Origin of the sequence: Streptomyces canarius (genome assembly GCF_014650735.1) — a bacterium.
GTDB lineage: Bacteria > Actinomycetota > Actinomycetes > Streptomycetales > Streptomycetaceae > Streptomyces > Streptomyces olivaceoviridis.
Map to the genome: position 1 here is coordinate 1 of NZ_BMVN01000077.1, position 20,865 is coordinate 20,865.

Genomic DNA, 20,865 nt, shown 5'->3' on the forward strand with positions numbered 1-20,865 from the left:
CGACGTACGCGCGCCAGGACCATCGGTGCCACCGCTGGGCGTGGCCGACCGGAGGGGAGCGGGTATCGTCCAGGAGCCGTCCCCGGCAAGGAACTTCCAGGTGATGCCGTCGACAAGGCCCTTGTCCAGCGGTGCCAGCCGCTGGAACGCGCTCTGACTGAGGTCGATGTGTTCCGCGTCGCAGGAGGGACACATGTCCTTGACCGGCACGGTGATCGACTTGCCCTGGTAGGTCACCTGGACGGACACACCGTCGCAGAGCTGGTCCTCGTTGGGGTTGGCCGCCGTCCACCATTCGTGGGAGACCGCTACGAGGTCCTGGGTCGACGCGTCGATGACCGTTCCGCAGGCGCCGTAGCCGCTGTCGTTGTAGTAGGTCATCTGGCCGGAGATGCCCTGGGCGCTGACCGAGTTGTCGGCCAGTGCCAGGGACACACCGCCCAGAGTGGCGGCCAGCACGGCGACTGCGCCGCCCGCGATGACCCGATTCCGGATGGACACGAAAATCTCCTGGTCTCGGTGAAATCTGTCGTGGAGGGGCTCACGGCCCGGATCACTTGGGCCGGCGGAGGGCCACGCGGGGCCTGCTGGGCGGACCGGGCCGGGCCAATCATGGAAGACACGGAGCGGACGCGAAAGGACACTGTCGGGCCTGTGCACGGCGAGGCACTCGCGGCGCCTTTTCGGTCATCACCTTGGCGTCGGTGCGTCCCGACACCTTCAAAGTCGACACGCTGACCCCGGAAGACGAGTTGGCACTTCGTGTCGGTGCGCACGGACGACGCCGTGGCAGTTCGTGCACGATCACCCTGCGAACAGGCAATGTCTGTCTGTCGGCATTGCCGGCCATCGCGCATTTCCGCTGCGATGGCCGGGTCAGGTGCACCCTCCCGCGGCGGGGGAGAGGCACGCAAGGTGGCAGGGACGCGAGCGGTGAGAAGGCATGAGCGAAACTCCTGACCGGCTCACCGGCCGGGGGGCGCCCGGTGGAACGAAGCTCCTGGGGGACGCCGGAGCGTGTACGCATCCGCCGGCCGTCGCGCGTCAGCTGAACTGTGGTGGCATGACCGTGGGGATCGTCCTCCCATGAGCCGGTGGACCGGTGGGCTCGGCCCCTTGCGAACACTCGCCGCCAGAATCGGGGGTGTGTCGGGCGCCCCCGCCTCGGGTCCCGTCGTCCATCTGGGGCCGGACGCTGAGGGGTCGGACCTCTCGGCGGCCGTCGACGCCCTGCGGCAGGAGAGCCCCGACCACGCGACCGTCATCGTCACCGCCGACTCCGCGGGGGCCAGGGGCCTGTGGAGGCGGCTCGCTTCCGCACTGGACGGCCTCAAGCAGGACGGCGTCACCGCGGTACGACTGGTGTGGGCGGGAGCTGGGGCCGATCTGCCGGACCGGCCCGCACCCGCGAGGCGGATCTGCGAGGACTGGCAGGTACACGTCCTCGCTCCCGCCGGGCCGGTCGTGGTCGCCCCCGGCGGCGCCCTGTTCGCGCCTCCCGGTCCCGACGGGGCGGGCGGATGGTGGCGGTTCAGCCCCGGTCTGCACGCCCGGCCCCTGGGGCTGCGCCATCCGGTGCCGAGTTGGGAGGACGCGGCGCTTCACCTCACCTCCGAGGCCGTCGCGGGCTATGCGGTCGAACCCATACCCGCGGGAGTGCACATCCGCCGCGCGGAGCCGCTGCCCGACACCGGGCAGGCCGTCGGCGCCTCCATCCCCGTGGACGGGCAGCGGCTCGCCCTCGTCGTAGGCGTTCCCGGCACCGCCCCGGTCGGGGCGGAGGCACTGACCGAACTGCTGACCCGACTGCCCCCGCGGGCCCGGCATGCCACCCGTCTGATACCCGGTGACGCGCGCGACCTGCTGCCCACCGGCCAGGAGACCGCGGATCTTCTCGGTGCCGAGGTGGAGATCGTCAGTGGGGTGCCCGCCCTGCTGGAGTCGGCGGACGGCACGGCGAAGGAAGCCGTGGTGCTGATCACGGCGGACGGCGAACCGTCTTGGCGGCCCTACGCGGAAGCCGTCGCCTGCCTTCCGGGACGGGGCGGCCATGCACCCGCGCCCCGCATCGTGCAGTGGCGATCCCCCCTCACGGGTGTGCCCGACGCGTCCGCGGACGGGGTACTGCCGCTGGGCGACATGTGGCAGGTCGCCGTCACCCGCGCCGGGCTGTGGGTGGGACCGCGCGAAGACACGCGGCCGGGTGGCCTCGGGTGGTCACTGGACCCCCAGACGATGATGATCGACGTCGGTGTGCCCGGCCGGGAACTGGACGACGGGTTGTGGCCGGTGCTCGACGGCTTCCTCGGGAAACTGGAACCGACCGCAGTCGCGCAAGCGACGCTCCATGTACGAGGCGTCTGCACCGCACAGGGCAAGCGGCAGATCCGGCGCATCGCCGAACGACACCAACTGCTTCTGGCCCACGACGAGAAGACGTCCGAAGAACGCACGGAGACGGGTGCGCGGGCGACGGCCCCCGAAGCGCAACAGGCGAGGAACAAGGCGTCGGCCGCGGCAGGCGGCGACGCCTCCACCGAGGTACCCTGGCACGCCTCTCCGATGAGCGTACGCATCCGGCACGTACCCGCCCCGGTTCCGGCGGCGTCCGAAAACCCGGCGTCCGGGAACCCTGCCGCACCGGCGGCACCGCCCACGCGTTCAGCCTCGACGCCGGGCACCCCGCCCGTCTCCTCCACCTCGGGGGCCGGCGTGCACACCACCCCTTCCGCCCCGGTGTCCGCCGCTCCGACCACGCCGGCCCCGCGAGGCGCCCTTCCGCCCGGCTTCGCCGAGGCGTTCGCCGCGAGCCGCTCCGTGGGCAAGCCGCTCGGCCGCTCGGTGCCGGTGTCCTGGAGCACGCCCGGCGCGACATCGGCGCAGGAGCCGGCCGGGAACCCCTCCTCTCCGGGCCGCCCCGCCGGACAGGCCACCGCCGATCCCGTCGCACCCGTCGGGCCGTCGTCCGAGGAAGCCGCGCACTCGCCTCGTCCGAGCAGCCCACCCGGTCCACCCCGCCCGGTCGCACCCGTGCGGCCACCCGCCGCCGATCCCCTACCCGTCCCCGACACCTCCGTATCCGTCACCGCCACCCCCGTGCGACGGTCCGCTCCGCCCTTCCCGGTCGGCCCCATGCACCGCAGTGGCCCCACCGAGAGGCAGGCGCTGCGCGCCCTGGCCGGCGAGCGGTGGTGGCAGCAACAGTCGGCGGTGACCAGCACGTTGACGGTGATGCCAGGCGGTAAGGACCAGAACGACGCCGTACTCGCGGATCTGATCGCCGTACGCTCGTACCTCACCCTCGACGAGGGCCCGCTGAGCCGGCCATGGCTGGAGCAACAGCTGGCGGCGGGATCAGCCGACGCATACCCCTGTCTGGCCTGTCAGGCGTCCGGTCTTCGCAGGCTCCCGTCGTACAGGGGGATCGTCGTCCGCGATGCCGGGACGCTCTCCTCGCGGGCGAAGGCGCTGCCACCCGGTACCGAGCTGTCCGAGCAGGGGCCGGTCAGCGCATTCGTGCTGGAGGGGGCGCCCGCGGCGACCGGCGACCGGTATCTCATCAGGTCGGTGACCGGCAGGCGGGTGCGCAGTCTCACCGCACCGGTGACGCAAGGGCAACAGAGCGAGGAGATCGTATTCGGGCCCGGGACCCGCTTCAGGGTGCTCGGCTCGGTGGACCGACCTGACGTCACGACGGTGCTGCTGAGCGAGGTGGCCGCCGGCTCACCGGCCGCGCGTCAGGGCACACAGGACGCCCTGGACCGGGATGCCAGGGAACAGCTGGTGCAGGCCCTGGACCAGCTCCCCGGAACCGCGGCCACCGTGCCGTGGCCGGCCCGGCTCTCCGGTCCCCTGACCGAACACGTCCCGCACCGGGACACCGACACCTGACCCCGCCGGGCGGCCCCACCGTGCCGACCGCACATCCACCGCCGAGGAGACTCCCCGATGATCGTGCCGAACGCCCGTGCGGCGGGGGGCGGTCATGTCTTCCGGTTAGCGGTCGGGCCGTGGGGAGGGAACGCATGACCACACCCCCTCAGCCGCGCCGCTCACGAACGTGCCGGCCATCCCCGGCGCCCCCGGATCCACAGAGTCTCCACGACAGACCCATGTCAGAAAGGCAGGACATACATGTCCGCTGAACGCAGGACGGCCCGGCGCAACACACCACCGGAAGGCGGCGACCAGCTGAGGATACGGCGAGGACTCGTTCTGCCCGCATCCTCCGCCGCCCCCTCCCCTCCGGCCGGCCCCACCGAGCCGGGCACGCGGCAGACGCGGCGCGAGGGCTCCCGCGCCGGGGCGACGGCCGCGGAGCAGAGCGGCGAGGTTCCCAGCCCGCAGGAGGAGCCCCGGCCGGGACGGCTGGGATGGCGCAGCCGCAACAGGACGGGCGGAGCGCAGGCCGGCGAGGAGGAGGGCACGAACCCGGCCGGCGCCAAGCCCAGCCACCAGCCGATGCTCGCCGCCGCGGCGGTCGCGGGTGCCGTCCTCGTCGCGTTGCCCCTGGCGCTGAACGCCATGGACAACAAGGACCACGACGTCGACTACGAGGCTTCGGGCGGGGAGACGGCCTCGCCGCAGACCAACAGCCCGAACTTCCTGCTCGACGTTCCAGTGCCTCAGCACTCACAGGGATCCACTGCCGACGAAGACACACCCGACACCCCTCCGAAGAGGTCCTCTTCCTCGTCGTCCACCCCCGCGCCCCCTCCCACCATCCGCGTCTCACCGTCCAAGGCGTCCCAGAAACCCGGCATTCGCGCGCCCCAGCCGTCGGCCGGCGCGTCCGCCCGGCAGAGTCCGCGCTCGTCCGGTGGAACCGCCGGACAGGCCTTCTCACACTCCACCCCCGCTCACGCGCAGTCCGCGTCACACCCCACCCCCGCCCACGCGCAGACCACACGCCCCGCCGTCCAGCCCGGCGGCTCCGCGCCGTCCACACCTACCGAGGCGTCGGACACCGCGACAGTGGCCACCGTGGCGCGCACCCAGCCGCCGGCCGGTCACGGCACTTCGGGCACGACGCCCGCGACGCCGTCGACACAGACCGCACAACCCGCGCCCGAGGCCACGTCGTCGGTCCAGGACACCGCGGCACGTGACGACACGACCCGTCGTACCGGCCGAGACGATGACCCCGAACACTCGGGACACCACGGCCGACCCGGACACGACCACAGCCACCGCACCGGCCCTCGGCACGCGAGCCCGGCCGGCAACTCCTGGGCCCCGGGCAGCCCGAACTCGCCGACGGCACCGGCCGCCTCCGGCACACCGACGCCCCAGGCCGGAGTCGAAACCGCTGGGGAAGAGGCCGCGCTCCCGGAGACCGCGGGGGACACGGTCGTCCAGGCGACCCGCGTCCTGCACATCGGTCAGTCGGTCGAGTCCCGCCGGGCCCGTCTGTCGATGCAGGAGGACGGCAACCTGATCATCGCCGACGAGAACGGCACGGTCCGCTGGTCCACGCACACCGAGGGCAGGGGTGACAAGGCTGTCTTCCAGGCGGACGGCCACCTCGTCGTCTACACCGGCGACGGCCAGACGGCCTGGTCCTCCGGGACCGCGGGACACGACGGCGCCGAGCTGGTGCTGCAGGACGACGGGGACGTGGTGATCCAGCAGCAGGGCGCCTCGCTGTGGGTCAGCGGAACCGCCCACTGAGAGCATCCGGCCGTTCGGCGGCCTCTGACCGGGCGCGCGCGGAGGCCGGGCCGGTCGCGCCGGCCGGCCTCCCCGGGCCGTCCGGACCCTGCGGTCCGGGCGGCCGGGCGAACGGATCAGGTGTCAGGTCCCGCACGACACCGTTCATCTCGTCCTGGCGCCAGACCCTCAGCGCGGCCCTCAGTTCGCGGACGGCGGCCCGTCGGCCACGGTCGCTCCGGCGCACGCCCGCGGGCGGCAGCTCGTCCAGCATCACCACCGCACCTTCCCCCGGCCGGGTTTGCACGTGCAGGACTTCGAACCGCGTGCCCGTCGGGAACAGCACCCGATCCGGCAACTCGGGCTCCAGCAGGGCCGTGCGGCGACCGGTGACCGAGCGGATGAGGACGTCAGCGTTGCCGGGCTTGCCAGGATTACCGGTCAGGGAAGAGGCGCACACGCCCTGCGCGGTGGCCACGCGGTGCTGCCGGTACCACTGGATCGCCGCCGGATCCAGGTGTGTGCGCAGCGCCACCACTCCCTCGTACGCGGGAAGCAGGGCCAGAGCCGCAAGCGCGGACGGGTCGGCGGCGGCAGGGGCCTCGGCTCCGGCGTGATCCGGGTCCTGGCCGGTGCGCCACGCGTGGACGGTGAGGCGCCGCCGCACCGCGAGGAGTCCGGCGAACGCGTTCTCGTCCGACAGCCCTCGGCCCAGCCCGGGATCGTGTCGCAGTGCTCGGGCGACGACAGCCTCATCCTCGGGCGTACCGGTGGCACCTGACTGCGTCCGGACAGCGGGGACTTCCCGTCCTTCCCGCGCTTCCTGCTCCTCGCGCCCTTCCTGCCCTTCCCGCTGGTCCCCAGGGCCGGGCAGCGTCTCGTGCCCGACCGGGGGAGCCGGGGCGGGCAGCGCCTTCGGCCCGGAGCGGAGGGCGGTCGCACCCCAGGGGCGGCTGGCGGTCAGCACCCGCACCAGCAGGCCGTCCTGGGCGGGCAGACGCCGCAGGACGTCCTCGGCCAGTCGCTGTAGCTGGGGCAGCTTTTCGGACACGCTGTCGTCGCACAGGATCAGTTCGTGGTGCGGGTCGGCGTAGGTCGCGCGTACCTCGTCGGCGTACCAGGGCTCCGCCGAAGGGCGTATCCACAGTCCCCAGGGCAGTACTTCGAGCATCATGCCGTTCCCGCCGCGGTACAGGCCCTGGCGGAGCATGGGGAGGTGCTCCAGCGGCCAACGGTGATCCACCGCGAGCGCGGGGTGGGACGAACCATCGGGCTCCGGAGGCAGGTACAGCAACTCGCGCGCAAAGACAGGACGCCCTAACTCCCCGCCCTCACCCAGGAAGACGACGTCGTCCTGCGGCGGGAGACCGACGAGCGGATCCCCGGTGGGGAACCCGTTGTACACGTGGACGGGCTCGCCGGTCAGGGCGGCGAGGAAGTCGCCGAAGGGCCGGTCCCCGGGCGTGTGGACGACGCCGTATGGCACGACGCGCAGCGTGGCCGCAGTGTCCTCGGGCAGGCTGCGCCAGAAGGAGCCGATGTCCTCCATCTCCGGTCCCGGAGCCCCGGGGGTGCCGATCACGACGGTCGCCGCGTCGCTCCGGCTCCGCAGACGGGCGGCCAGATGGCCACGGTGCCGGTGCTGGGCAGCGTCCTCCCGGACCGGACGCAGCCACACCCCGGCCGGCACGGGTTCCGCCACGGCGGACCGCCCCATCGCGCGAGGTCGGTTCGGCAGGCTTTCGTCCCACGTGGGCCGGGGAAAGCGGCGGGAGAGGTACTTGACCTGCCCCTCCGGCGTGCACAGCACCCAGCCCTGGCCCCGGTCCGCCCCGATGAAGAGGGCGCCCCCGGCAGAGGGCCGCAGCACGCCGTCGGGGACGACCACCGGCAGTGCGAGCCGCCGGGCCAGCAGGCATCCCGCTGCCGCGGCGCCGCCTTTCGGCGGTCGGCCGAAGATGATGCGCAGGCCGCGCGCGCCGGCGGGTACCGCGCGGGCCACCGCCTCCTCCACCGCGTCGAGGGAGGAGGCGCGCGGGAGGTCGACCACGACCAGGGCGTACTCGGGATCGGTGGCCAGCCCCGCGGCGAACAGCTGGGACTGGCGGTCGGGACCGGCGGCAGGATGGACCAGCCAGGTGCCACCCACCCGCCGCACCCTCAGGTCCGCGGTGGGTGCGGGGTGACGCTCGTCCGGGTGGACGGCGGGTGCCGGGTGCGGCTCGGTCACGGAGGCCGAGCGGGTCCGCGACGGCCGCCAGAGGCGCTTTCGGCCGGACGCGCCTTCGCCGTTGTTCGTCGGTGTCAAGTGGCGGGCCACCACTGAGCACAGGAGTGGTGCAAGTATCGTGCGCCGCCCGTCCGGGAACCGGGTCCGCCACCCCCGGTGAGGACGGACGGGGAGCGGGGTCCGGCCGTCCCTGTCACCTGACTGCGATTCATCCGCGGCATCTCCGTGGTCCTGCTGAGGCCCCGTTGGTCCGTGCCGAGAGGCTGCTGCTGGCAGCACACCGGCCGGATGATCATATAGAAACCGGCCATGGCCGACATTGTCGACGCCCCATGGGGAACAGAGTGTGCCCTTCGGTGCAGCGTGCCGCTCACGGTGCTTGACCTGGCAATCGGCTCGGGAGCCGTTCCCGGCATCAGGCTGCGTGCGCGGAGGGGATCCGCAGCCAGATCTCGAAGTGGCCTGAGCCCACCGAGGTGCGGTACATGAGGGCACTGGCAAGCCGGTAACGGTTACTGGTACGCATCTCCTTGCGAATGAGCGTCTGGATCTCTCCGGGCTGGTCGGACCAGTCCAGCACGACACCGTCGAACCAGCCGTCGTCGATTGCTGCCCGGTAGCCCTCGGGCCCGCTGAGATGGCTGCCCGCACGTCCCGTGTAATCGATGTAGTAGATGGACGTCCACAGCGTGTAGTCCGTCAGCCCTTCGCTGCCGAGGTAATAGACGGGCGCCTCGTGCGGCTGGCCGAGCCACTTCTGGCCGGGCCGCACGTTCTTGGCCAGCTCGGGCATCAGATACGTGGTGTCGGGCCAGACCCCGTAGTTCTGCGCCGACTGCGACATGCCCAGGGTGAGGGCCAGCACGCCGACGGCGACGACGGCTTGCGGGAAACGGAAGTGCGCCCCCATCAGACGGCTCAGGCCCACGCCCGCCATCGGTGCGGCGAACAGCAGACCGTACCCGATGTGCTTGTGCAGCGAGATATTCGTCTGAAGATGGATCTGGTAGACGGGGGCGAGCAGTGCGGTGCCGGTCAAAAGGACGCCCAGCGCCAGCCGCCACCGGGGCACCGGCGTGAACCGGTTCCCGGCCGGGACCTCGCCGAGTCCCGCCCGCCGCCAGTACAGCAGCGTGCCGAGACACGCCAGGGCGAAGAGCAGTCCCCCCCACCTGGCGCAGTCCCAGAGCATCAGTCCGGCCGAAGTCCCGCCGTGGGCGCGGTCGGTCGTGGTGCTCCGGATAGCGTCCAGGTAGTCGGTGGTCGACAGGCCGATGCCGATCAGCACCGTCACGCCCGCGGTGAACACCGCGCCACGCCGCAGCGCCTCGCGCGCGCCGAGCCGCCGGTGGGCGGCCAGCACGAGCAGCAGACAGAGGGTCGGCAGGTACAGCGCGGACGCGTACTTCACCCCCACCGTCAGCGCGGCCACCGGAACCGCGGTCAGCGGCAGCGCCCAGTGGCCCGGAGCGACCCGGACGAGGATCCGGGCGGTGAGCGCCAACAGGAATACGGCCATCGCGTCGTAGGTCGCGAGGTTGCCCAGGAACAGTGTCGACTGGGCGACGGCGAAGATCCCGGCCGCGCACAGCGCGGTGCGCTCGTTGAAGAGCAGGCGGGTGAGGGAATAGAGCAGTGCCGTGACGCCCAGCATGAAGGTCAGGCTCATCAAGCGCACCCCGGTCAGCCCGGCGGCCGAGTCCACCCACGCAGCGAGCACCGGATACAGGGCGGGTGAGCCGGAGAAGTAGCTGTCGAAATTCCCGTAGTCGGGGACGCCGTGGAACAGGTGGTCGATCATGGCGTGGCCGGCGTAGACGTACAGCGCCTCGTCCTCGAACGCGCTGTTGTGCAGACGCAGCGACAGGGTCGCCTGCGCCAGCAGCAGGCAGGCCAGCAGGGCACGGGCCACGCGTGTCCGGCGGCCGCTCGGCGCGGCGGACCAGCCCGTGTCCGGCACCCGTCCGAGCACCCAGTCGGCCCGGGTGATCTCCTCGAAGAGGTATCCGGGAGCCGACCGCGCACCCCGCACCGCCGGCACGCGCAGTCTCAGGGTGGTCTCGCCGTCGTACTGCCCGGTGGTGGTGTCGTGGTCCTCGGTCGTCGTCATGGGTGCCTCACGTCGAAGCCGAACCGCGGGTTGGCGACACCGCGGCGAAAGGCGGCGAGCGCCGCAGGGCTGCTGTCGATCCGCCAGTCGGTTCCGTCGTCCGTGTCGAACCAGATGAAGCCCACGACGTCGGCGTGGGTGGCAACGGTGTGCACCAGGTCCTCGATGTAGGCGGATTTGTGGCCTCCGGGCTGGGCCGCGGTCCGGGCGACGAGCACCGGATTGCGGGTGAACGCCCGTACCTCCTCGACGGCGGGGCCGAAGAGTGTGCCGAACGTGTGGGGGCCGTCCTGCGTGCAGTGACCGACCAGGCCCAGCCAGTCGACGTAGGCGTCACCCGGGTAGTACGGCTTCAGCCGCGCCGATCCCTTCTTGGTCACCGTGGGGCTCCAGGCCCAGATGACGTTCGACACTCCGGTGTCCTGGAAGAGGTCGTGGACGCGTCGCCAGGCGCCGACGAAGTCCGCGGGAGCGGCCTTACCGGTGCCCCACGGCCGCCCGCCGTCGTTCATGCCGGGGGCGAACGCCAGCGCGAGCGGCACGTTGAGGTCGCGGACGGTCTGCGCGGTGTGCCGCACGTACCCGTCGTGGCGGCCCGCGGCGATGTCACGGAGCGCCGACCCCAGGGGCTCCCAGGACAGGTAAGGCAGCGTCCGCTGCCGCCACACCGCGAGCACCTGGTCCGTCCGCGGACTCCCGTACCAGGGCAGGCGCAGGGACAGCAGGTTGGGCGCCTTGCCCGCCCTCCCGGACCACAGGGAGAGGAAGCCGGGCGTCACCGGCTTCCCGGCGAAGGACACCCCGAGGTACTTGCGGTGGTGCGGGGGCCGGATCATCCAGGTGACGTCGAACGGCACATACGGTGCCGAGCGCGTCTCGGATCCTTCCCCGCCCGCGCCGATCGGCGCCGTGCGGCTGGGGGCGCAGCCGGCCACTGCGCAGGCCGGGGCCGCCAGCGACCAGCGCAGCGCTCTCCTGCGACTGACAGCGGTCATATCGCGGCCCTCCCGGTGGCTTCCACGCCGGCCGGTGCGACGGACCCGGGCACGGTCGAGGCGCCCTCGCCCTCCGGTACCTCGGGTCGCGGAAGGACGAGAACGCGCAGCACGGCCGCCGCGTAGAAGAGTCCCGAGGCGAGTGGCAGCGCGAAGTCCTCGGGCACCATCGTGTCCATCCGCCACACCGCGGCACCGATCCACAGCACGGTCACCGGAACCGTCCACGCCCAGATGCCGATCCACAGGCGGGTCGTGTTGTTCCTGCGCGCCTGCCCGGAGCCGGTGGGTTGCCAGCCCATGGCACGGCGGCGCAGTGTGTCCCAGATGGCGAAGACGTGCGACCAGCTGTACAGGACGCGCGCGGCCCACGCCTCCAGACGGTAGGGGTTGCGGTGCCACAGGGGGTAGACAACGACCAGGTAGAGAACCCCCGGCAGCAACAGCCAGGTGTCGGTGAACTTGATCTGTTCGGGGAAGAAGAGGAGCAGCACGGAGATGATGAGTGGACCGGTGAACAGGGTCAGGGCGGACTCGATGTAGTAGACGAACCCGGAGACGTAGCACAGGCGGCTGGCCATGCGCATCGGCACTTTCCAGAAACCTTCGGCACTGCCCAGCATGCTCATGGAGGCCATGCACCACCGGTACTGCTGGTGGTAGTACGCGCCGATGGTGTCCGGGCACAGACCGGTGGCCAGTGCGAGCGGCACGTAGCGCAGGTCCCAGCCGCGTGCCCGCAGATCGAAACCGGTGTGCATGTCCTCGGAGTGCTCGATCAGGCTGGTACCGCCCACCTCGGCGAGCGCGGTGCGCCGGTAGACGGCGCAGGAACCGACACAGATGGAACCGTCGCTACGCTGCCTGGAGACCTGAACCGAGCGGTAGAACAGCTCCTGCACGGCCCCCGCGCCGCGTTCGATCCAGTTCTGCTGGTCCAGGATGCGGAAGTACTGGGGGGACTGCACGATCCCGATGTCCGGGTCGGCGTCCATGTACGGCAGCAGTTCGTCGAGGAGATCGGTGCGCGGAACGAAGTCGGCGTCGAGGATCAGGATGAACTCGCTGTCGGTGTTGGCGAATCCGTAGCGCAGGTTGCCGGCCTTCTTGTACCAGCCCCGGTCGGGTCGCACCAGGTAGCGGAAGCCGAAGTCGTCCGCCATGGCCGCGACCTCCGGACTGTCGGAGTCGTCAAGGACCAGTGGGAGCACCGGCCCGGGGTAGGCGTCGACCAGCCGCTGGAGGTGTGTCCATGTGTTGTGCAGCACCTCGATGGGTTCGCCGCACACCGGAAGGAAGACGTCCACCGCGGGATACTCGCGCGGCCACCACGAATCGACCAGCGCACGGTGGGCCTCGAGATCGAAGTCGGGAGTGAACAGCTCCAGCCGCAGGGAGATCGCGACACCCAGCACGGACAGGAGCAACACGGGAGCGAAGAACCAGATCCACGGCCCGTGACGGGCGGAGTCGACCTGGCTGCCGAGGGCACAGACGAAGCCGAGGAAGGAGAAAGTGGTCAACACCCAGGTTCGGCGAGCCACGTAAGAGTATTTCTCGTGGTCGTCCGGAGGCGTTGGAAGCAGCCCGCCGGTGCCCGGTAGCTGTCTCGGTCGCTGCTTGTTGTGCGGGTGTGAGCGGCGGGGCTGCGGGGGCGCAGTACAGGTAGGGCAGTGGTGGTCAGCCATGGGCGTCGGGCTCCGAAATGCGGCTGGTGGAGAGCTGCCCGGACACACCGGCAGGGCCGTCGCCCGACAGCACATCGCACAGGTTAGGTGGCGGCCCTGCGGTTCATGTCCGCGCCGCCCGGAAAGGGCCTGTAAGGGCACGGCGCATGCACCAAGGGGTCCGTGTCCTTTGTATGACCGAGGTGACCGGCGCACCCCAGATTCTGCCACCGTGCCCACTGTTGGTCACAGCAGAGCCGGTCACCGCCGACTCCTCTTGGAGCCGGCACGGTCAGGCGTTGTACAACTCCCAGAAACGAAACACTGTCGACGCGTCGAGACAGTACTCGTACCCGCGGACAGCCTCTTTGACCACCACGTACTGTTTGCTCTGCCAGACAGGGAGTACGGGCAGATCCTCGGCGACGATGGTCTGCAGGCGGCGGTATTGATCCTCGGTCTCTCGGCGGTTGCGCTCGGCAGCGGTGGCCGGAATGATCTTCGCAATGATCGTGGAATTCTGGTAGTTGTTGTTCAGTACGTTGCCGGGACCGAAGAAGGGGGCCGTGAAGTTGTCGGCGTCAGGGTAGTCAGGCACCCATGCCTTGACGTACACGCCGTACTTGTCGGCCAGGATGTCTTTCTCGTACTGTTCGAATTTGACCGATTTCACGTCGGCTTGGAAAAGGCCGCTGGCATTCAATTGTTGAGCGATGCTCGCGAGTTCCGCGTCCGTCGACGCCCCGTAGCGGGTTGGTGTGGACCAGAGAGTGAGTCTCACTTTCTCGAGGAATCCGGCGTTCGCCAGTGCTTCCGCCGCTGCTTTCTTGGAAGGTGTCGAGCCGTAGAGGTCGAAGAAGGCCGAGCTGTGGCCGACGATGCCTGTTGGAATGGTCGAATACAGTGGGACAGCAGTGTCATGGTAGACGCTCTTTATCAGGTCGTCGCGGTCGAGCAAGTAAGCGATCGCCTTCCGGACTGCCAGATGTCCGACCACCGGATCCTTGAGGTTGAAAACCAGGTGCTGGACCTCGACGCCAGTTCCTTCGACGACATCAAGACCCTGCTTCTTCCCGTGAAGGTCGATGTCCGCGATGTCGGGCGCCTGAAGACCACGGTAAGCGACATCCACGTCACCGCGCAGCAAGGCCCGCTTGAATGCCACCTGGTCACCGTTGAAGAATCTCAGTACTATTCCCTTGTTGTTGATCTTCGCGGTTCCCTTGTAGTTCTCGTTCACCGAGAAAACAGCCTCTCGATTGTCGAACGAATCCAACTTGTAAGGGCCGGAACCGATGGCGCGGGAGTCCCTGCGTAGACTGCCCGGATCGTACTGCCGCCGACCGACGATCGAGCCGGCACCGGACGCGATCTTGCTCGGAAATGTCGCATCTGGTGACTTGAGCCGGAACACCACCGTTTTCCTGTCCGGAGTCTCGACCCGCTTGAGCGCCTGGAACATGACCGACGGCCCATTCGGGTCGTTGATCCTCCGCATGCGGTCGAACGTGAATTTTACGTCGTCGGCCTCGAGCGGGTCACCGTTGCTGAACTTGAGCCCGTCCTTGAGTATGCACTTGTATACCTTGGTGTCCTCATCGATGAAAGAACACTCCTGTGCGGCTTCTGGCTGTGGCTCTGTCGACCCCCGCGGAAAACTCAGCAAGGACTGGAAGACGTTGTTGAAGACCACCCATGATCCAGGGTCGTAACCGGACGCAGGATCCACTGACAGAACACTGTCGGACATCCCCACTACCAGATGGGACGAAGTGCTGTCCGTACTCACGTCGCAACCGGTCAGCAACGCGGCGACGAGTCCGGTGGCTACGGGCAGCGCAGGAAGAAGTTTGCGGTTGTTCATCTTTCCCCTCAACAACGGGTCTCGGAAAGCGATCGAGGCGAGTTGGGCCGACCGTCCCCGGCGTCCGGACACCCTTGCGTCGACGGCGGTCCTGCCATGCGCTTCGCGAGCCCGGAGCAACCACACGGTTGCTCCGAGGGAGGGGCGCGTCGAGTGAGCGTCAGGCTAACACCGTGTGTTTCGTGTTCTTGCGCTTCGGCGGACCTTCCTTCCGCGTATCTTGGTGTCTGAAGTTGCTTAGGCGTGATTTGTCCCTTGCTTCCCGAAGTAGCGGCTCGGAGCTGTCACGTGCGCCTTGAGCTGGGTCTCCTCGGAGAAGCAGCAGCTCAAGGCCGTCTGCGGTAGGCGCCTGGTCCGCTGCGGCGACGAGTCGGCGAGGGTCTGTGCGGCATGCAGAGTTCACACCATGTTGTGACGTGACCGCTGCCGACCGCCGGCTGCACTACCTCCGGGATGCACGGTTGGTGGGGGCGTTTGACTACATGTGGTTCGCACCCCATATCATTGCAATACTTGAAGGAGTGCGCTCTTGGACTCCCGCCCGGACCTCGGACCGGCTCGGTCTTGGTTGCCACGGCTGCTGAACGCCGGCCGCAGCGCGGCCCGTTGACCGCGGTGTCGCGCTTGTGACAAGGAGCCCCATGCCTGATCACACAGACGAAGTGCGCCCCGTCCTGGGGCTGGTCGTGCAGGCTGACGATCACCTCACCCAGGAGGGTACGGCCGCCTTCCTGGACGCCGACGACCGTGTCAAGCTGTTACGCGCCGACGAACTGGCGGACGCGGACGTCCTGGTGGTGCTCACCACCGAGGTCACTGGCGAAATGCTGTCCATGATGAGCCGTGCAAGTCACACGACCGGCGGACGCATACGGATCGTGCTGGTCGCGGACCACATCTCGGAACAGCAACTGGCGCTCGCGGTCCATCACGGCCTGGTGAGTTTCCTGGTGCGGTCGTACACCACCTTCCGTCACATTGCCGCGGCGGTCCTCGAGGCGCACCAAGGGCGTTCGATGGTGCCGCCCGCACTGCTCGGCATGCTGTTGGACCGGATGCGCACCATGCAGCGGGACGAAGCCGCCACCGGGCTCCTCCCCGTAAAGCTGTCGCAGCGCGAGATCGAGGTGCTCAGACTTCTGGCGGAGGGGCTGGACACGGTGGAGATCGCCAACAACCTGAGCTACTCGGAGCGGCTGATCAAGAGTGTCATCCAGTCGACGATCAAGCGTCTGGGGTTGCGCAACCGCACCCACGCCGTTGCTTTCGCCATCCGCACGGGCATCTTGTGACCCCCGCGGGTGCCGAAAGGGTACCGACGGTGCCCTTGTGTGCACGACCGAGGACCTGGGACGGGAGCCGTCACACGTTGTCCCTATCCTTCCCGCGAGAGCCTCGACTGGTGACCACCGTGACAGAAGGCGCATATGGCCAGTGACGGCGCACATCTGATGCCGATCGGCCGCCAAACACGCGAAGTGATGCCTTGGCCGCCGTTGATCGATCGTGAAGTCCGTCAGGCCGGGGAAGGGCATGGAGATGAAACACCGCGAGCCGCAGTCCGGCCGCTCTGACGATTTCGCAGGGGCGCCGGACGGCGAGGCGCTATGGGAGGGCGAGCTGCCCTGGACGCTGCCGTCGCCGCAGGGGACGGCGGAAGCGCTCGGCGAGGAGGCAGTGGGAAGCAGCGCTACGGGCCCGGCCACCGGGGCTGCGACCCGCTCCGCCACACCCGCCGCGGACCCGCTCCCTGCCGAGCCCGGCCCGGACACCGGCGGCGGGCCCCAGCGCCGAGTCCGCAGGCCCGGACGTGACACTCACGAGCCGACCGCGTTGAAGGGCCACCTCGCGAAGCCGATACTGACCGGAGCCGGACTGCTCAGCGCGGTGTTCCTGCTGACCCCCATGGTGTATGGCCTCCACGAGCCCGCGCAGACGGTCCAAGCGGGTCCGCAGGACAGGGACCCCGGCCAGGCGCCGGAGGGGCGGTTTCCGGCCGTCACCGACGCCTCGTCAGCACCGCGGAGTTCGGACGCGCCGAACGGCGACCGCATCGGCAAGACCGGCGGACACGACCGGATCTCCGCGGTGGCCGCGAACGCGCCCACCCCGGTGACGGAGCTGGGGGAGACCGCGTCCGCTCCACAGACCGCCAAGCCAGGGGTGACCCACAAACCGAGCGCGACAACCCCGAAGCCGAGCCCGACGACACCCAAGCCGGCCACGACCACACACCATTCCTCCGGCTCGACGGACACCGTTCCAGGTGTGGGCATCTTCAGCCACGACTCCGGCCGCTGCATCGACGTCGTGGGAGGAGAAGCCGTGCGGGGCGCGGCGCTGGAGATCTGGGACTGCCTCGGCAAAACCTCCCAGCGGTGGACGTTCCCGGGTGACGGGACCATGCGGACCCTGGGCATGTGCGTACAGCTCGCCGGTGGTTCGACCGACGACGGTACGCCCCTGGTGCTGGCCGACTGCAACGGCGGCCGCGCACAGCAGTTCCGGCTCAACGCCGCACACGACCTGGTCAACTCCTACGCGGACAAGTGCGCGGACGTCCGGGACATGCAGACGGCCAACGGCACCCACCTCCAGCTGTGGTCCTGCGGTGGTACCGACAACCAGAAGTGGTCCAAGACCTGAGGAACGTGGCACGGCCCGGACCCCGGATGTCGTCGCCGTCCTACGACTCCTCCTCCCGAACAGGGCTCGAAGAAACCCCGCTCCACCCCGCCGGGGCGTCCGCGCCGACCGCACGCAACGGCGTCCAAAGCCTCCGCTTCATGGCTCACCGCGCGGGCGAGGCCTGGCTGCTGTGCCCGGCGGGTCCCGTGGACCCGCGCGCCCTGACGTTCACTGCGCACCTGGCTCCTGACCCCATGTGCACCGTGGTCGTCGCCGACCTGCCGGACAGGGTGGACGACGGGATCATCGAGATGCTGGCCCTGGCGGTCCCCGCCGGGCCGGACGATCTGAGGCTGGTGTTCGGCCGCCCCCGGCGCGAGGCCGTTCCCATCGCCCGGCGCCTGGCGGAACGGCTGGGCCGGACGGTGATCACGACGGCCGGGCACCCGCTGCTCACCCCCGGCGGCGGACTGTTCGTAGGCCCACAGCAAGGACGGGGATGGGTGCGCTGCGCGCCCGGGGCACCGGAGGTGTGGGACTCTAGCGTCTTCCCGAAACCGTCGTGGGAGTCCGTCCTCCCCACGGCGCCGCGCTCGCTCGGCCGGATCGTGGCGGAACGCGTTCCCTCTGGTGTATGGCTGCGCCCCGCGGAGGAGGATCCGGCCTGGCAAAGCCATCGGACACGTCTCGCCCGCACGATCGCGGTGTCGGCCGACCTGATCACGGTCGTGATCGGCGTACCCGGCAGTGATGCCCCACCGGTGGCGGACGTCGCCCGGTTCTGGCATGACCTGCCACCGGTGTTGCGGACGGCGGTGCGATTCATGTGCTACGGACCCGCACGGCTGCACGGCGGGCGGCACTTCGGGGACGTCCTCGCCCAGGGCACCGGCGAACCCGTACGTTTTCTCAGCGGCTTGCCGCAGGGAACCGGCGACGATGACGACGTGCTCGTGGTGGGCGCCGACGGCGCTCCGGGCCGCCCCCTCCGGGCCGGCGAGTTCGTTCACCTGCCCCCCGGCGATCCCGGTCCGTCGTCGCCGTTCGCGGCGGTACACCGATGGCCGCTCGCCGGCCTCCCGCAGGTCCGTCCCGGCACCCACCGCCTCGACGACGATGCCGTCGTCGAGGTGATCCGCGGCGGGCTGTGGGTACGGCTGGCCCAGGAGCCCGAGCACGCCGTGCAGGTGCGGTCGGCCGACCCCGACCCGGAATACGAGCGGGTACTGTGCGACGCCGGCCGCACGGAGGAACTGCCTCGTCTCCGGCGGCTGGCCCGGCAGCTGGTGCAGTCCTTTCCCCCTGACCTGCGCAACTCGGTGCGTCTGGGAGTGTGCCGGCCCACGGACCCGTCCGGAGGCGGGGCACCTGCCGCCGAGGCCCCGCGCACCAGCGCTGCTTCTTCCCCGGCACGGATCGAAGAACCGGGTGTCACCGCCGGGCGTCCCCCGGCGTCCGGCGGCCTCCGGCCGACGCCGCGCCCCGTGCCGACTGCCGAGACCCGCCCGCCCACGGGCGAGCACGCGGGGCACACCGGTCTGATGTCCGTTGCGGCCGAAGCACTGCGCAGGCACCCCGGGTTGTCGGGATCCGGTCCGCGGACCGGTACCGTCGCCGCCCTGGCCGCGGTGCTGCGCAGACTGGCGGGTGATGACATGTCCGACGCCCGCGGTGGAGCCGGGAACGACGAAGGCGACGGCCGGCCGGAGCAGCCCGACGATGCTCTGCTCCGCGAGGGGCTGCGCATCCTTCCCGTTCACCGGGGGCCCACCGGGCTGCGCGCGACGCTGGACGCGTCGATGCGGCGCTGGTACGCACGACAGCTCGTGGTGACCGACCCGACGGCGTGCGAGGCATCGAAGCTCGGACCCGCCGACGCGCCGGGCAACACCGACTTCCTCATCTGGTCCGTGAACGGCCGCCGCACGGAGATACTCGATCCGCTCCGCCCGGACCGGGTGCTGTTCGAGCCTGGTACCCGCTTCCGGGTGCTTCCGCCCGATCCCGCCGCCCCCGAGGTGGTCATGCTGCGCGAGCTGTCGTCGGACGGAACGCCGGACGACCCCGCACTCGACGACCGGGCGGCGCGTGAACTGATCCGCGCGTGGCGCGCCTGGAGCGCTCGCACGAGTAGCTGACGTCGGCCCGCAGTCCGCCGCCTCGCCTCGCAAGGGCCGCAGGGGCCGTTCGGACAGTCTCTCCGGCTCAACGGGCAGGGTGTGTTTCCCGGGCTGGTGGACGGTGTCGTGAGGTGAGAAGGATGACGTGAGGAAGCGGCTTCCCCCACGGCTGCCCATGCGGATGGTGTGACGGGGGAGCTGCGTCCCCCTGTCGCCGGCCGAGGGTGCGGCACGCCCCCCACGGCGGACCCTGACGGAACTGGCCAACGCCTGCTGGAAGGCTTCCTCATGTCGAAAGCGCTTCTCCGCCGTTTCCTGGAGCGAAGTACGGAGAAGAACAAACGGATCGCTCTGGGCGCGGTGATCGCGCTGCTCATGGCGACGGTCGTGGTGGTCCCGGCGATCGCCGGACAGAGCACGGAGCCCACGGCCTTCGCCCATCCAGGGGTGATGGTGAGCAAGCCGCAGCTTGACTTCGTGCGGGAGAAGGTACAGGCGGGCAGCGAGCCCTGGAAGAGCGCCTACGCCCAGATGACGGGCAGCGAGTACGCGTCGCTGTCGCGCAGCCCCAGCCCCCGGGCCACCGTGGAGTGCGGGTCGTACTCCAAGCCGAACAACGGGTGCACGGACGAGCGGGAGGACGCGATCGCCGCGTACACCGATGCGCTGGTCTGGTACATCGGCGGGGACGAGAAGTACGCCGCGAAGGCGACAGAGATCATGGACGCGTGGTCGTCCACGATCAAAACGCACACCAACAGCAACGCGCCGCTTCAGACCGGCTGGGCGGGCTCCGTGTGGCCGCGGGCCGCGGACATCATCCGCTCGACGTACACCAACTGGTCACAGGCAGACCGTTTCGCGACGATGCTGCGGGACGTCTACCTGCCCGAGGTCATCAACGGGTCGGACAGCAACGGCAACTGGGAACTGAGCATGATGGAGGCCGCGGTCGGCATCTCCGTCTTCCTGGACGACCGGGCCAGTTACGACAAGGCGGTGGACCGCTACCTCAAGCGGGTGGCGGCGTACGTCTATGTCGACTCCGACGGCGCGTTGCCGAAGACGGTGTCGGGTGCGCAGAACTCGCAGTCGGGCGTGGTCGGCTACTGGCAGGGACAGTCGACGTTCACCTCGGGACTGACCCAGGAGACGTGCCGGGACCTGACACACACCGGATACGGCATTTCCGCGATCTCCCACGTCGCGGAAACCGCGTGGATCCAGGGACAGGACCTGTACGGCCAGGTGGGCCAGCGGCTGGGGCAGGCGCTGGAGTTCCAGTCCACGTACGAGCTGGGTGCCGACGTGCCCTCGTCGCTGTGCGGAGGGTCGCTCAAACAGGACCTCGGACCGATCACGGAGGTCGGCTATAACGCGCTGCACACGCGGCTCGGTCAGGAGCTGCCGGAGACCGGGAAGCTGACCGAGCGCAACCGGCCGGCGGGCTCCAACAACCTGTTCGTTGCCTGGGAGACGCTCACCCACGCCGACAATCCGGCGGGCCCGCCGACCGGGCAGCAGTCGCCGGCGCCGTCCTCCTCCGCTTCGGCCTCGCCGGCCCCGACAGGCGGCCTCACGGGTGGCAGGGGTTCGATGGGC

The 20,865-nt window shown here is 70.0% G+C and carries 11 protein-coding genes and 1 pseudogene; 6 read left to right on the forward strand and 6 right to left on the reverse strand.

Annotated elements, in window-relative coordinates; translation table 11 throughout:
* On the reverse strand, positions 1–501 hold a 501-nt coding region (locus IE294_RS43015), incomplete at its 3' end, for a cysteine/serine endopeptidase inhibitor (protein WP_229918011.1).
* Positions 502–1,146: 645 nt separating this feature from the next.
* Between IE294_RS43015 and IE294_RS43020 the strand changes: the two genes are divergently transcribed.
* Positions 1,147–3,891, forward strand: a complete 2,745-nt coding sequence (locus tag IE294_RS43020; RefSeq protein WP_189894794.1) for a hypothetical protein — start codon at positions 1,147–1,149, stop codon at positions 3,889–3,891.
* A 243-nt stretch (positions 3,892–4,134) separates the two neighbouring features.
* The gene (locus IE294_RS43025; RefSeq protein ID WP_189894795.1) at positions 4,135–5,670 is read left to right on the forward strand and encodes a hypothetical protein; all 1,536 of its coding nucleotides are present in this window, start codon (positions 4,135–4,137) and stop codon (positions 5,668–5,670) included.
* Here the strand turns inward: IE294_RS43025 and IE294_RS43030 are convergent.
* The 5 genes from IE294_RS43030 to IE294_RS43050 form a co-directional block, all read right to left on the reverse strand.
* Entirely contained in the window at positions 5,651–7,879 is a 2,229-nt protein-coding gene (locus IE294_RS43030) for a hypothetical protein (protein WP_189894796.1), read from the reverse strand. The two genes, IE294_RS43025 and IE294_RS43030, sit on opposite strands and share 20 nt — an antisense overlap.
* A 415-nt stretch (positions 7,880–8,294) precedes the next feature.
* Positions 8,295–9,989, reverse strand: coding sequence for an ArnT family glycosyltransferase (locus tag IE294_RS43035; protein ID WP_189894797.1), 1,695 nt, complete (start codon positions 9,987–9,989; stop codon positions 8,295–8,297).
* Entirely contained in the window at positions 9,986–10,984 is a 999-nt protein-coding gene (locus IE294_RS43040; protein WP_189894798.1) for a glycoside hydrolase family 26 protein, read from the reverse strand. Before IE294_RS43040 ends, IE294_RS43035 begins: the two co-directional genes overlap by 4 nt.
* The gene (locus IE294_RS43045; RefSeq protein WP_189894799.1) at positions 10,981–12,672 is read right to left on the reverse strand and encodes a glycosyltransferase family 2 protein; all 1,692 of its coding nucleotides are present in this window, start codon (positions 12,670–12,672) and stop codon (positions 10,981–10,983) included. The genes IE294_RS43040 and IE294_RS43045 overlap by 4 nt, the downstream gene beginning before the upstream one ends.
* 271 nt (positions 12,673–12,943) lie before the next feature.
* Positions 12,944–14,515 (reverse strand): ABC transporter substrate-binding protein, encoded by a 1,572-nt coding sequence (locus IE294_RS43050; protein ID WP_189894800.1) that lies wholly within the window; start codon positions 14,513–14,515, stop codon positions 12,944–12,946.
* A 641-nt stretch (positions 14,516–15,156) separates the two neighbouring features.
* Here IE294_RS43050 and IE294_RS43055 point away from each other — a divergent pair.
* The 4 genes and pseudogenes from IE294_RS43055 to IE294_RS43070 form a co-directional block, all read left to right on the forward strand.
* A complete protein-coding gene (locus tag IE294_RS43055) occupies positions 15,157–15,807 on the forward strand; it encodes a response regulator transcription factor (protein WP_189894801.1) in 651 nt (216 codons plus the stop codon).
* 241 nt (positions 15,808–16,048) lie between these two features.
* A complete protein-coding gene (locus IE294_RS43060; protein WP_229918012.1) occupies positions 16,049–17,161 on the forward strand; it encodes a ricin-type beta-trefoil lectin domain protein in 1,113 nt (370 codons plus the stop codon).
* Positions 17,162–17,301: 140 nt separating this feature from the next.
* Positions 17,302–19,281: a hypothetical protein gene (locus IE294_RS43065; protein ID WP_189894802.1), complete on the forward strand. Its 1,980-nt coding sequence runs from the start codon at positions 17,302–17,304 to the stop codon at positions 19,279–19,281.
* 357 nt (positions 19,282–19,638) lie between these two features.
* Positions 19,639–20,766: pseudogene (locus IE294_RS43070) on the forward strand (alginate lyase family protein); the annotation flags it as partial.
* Positions 20,767–20,865: the final 99 nt, after the last annotated feature.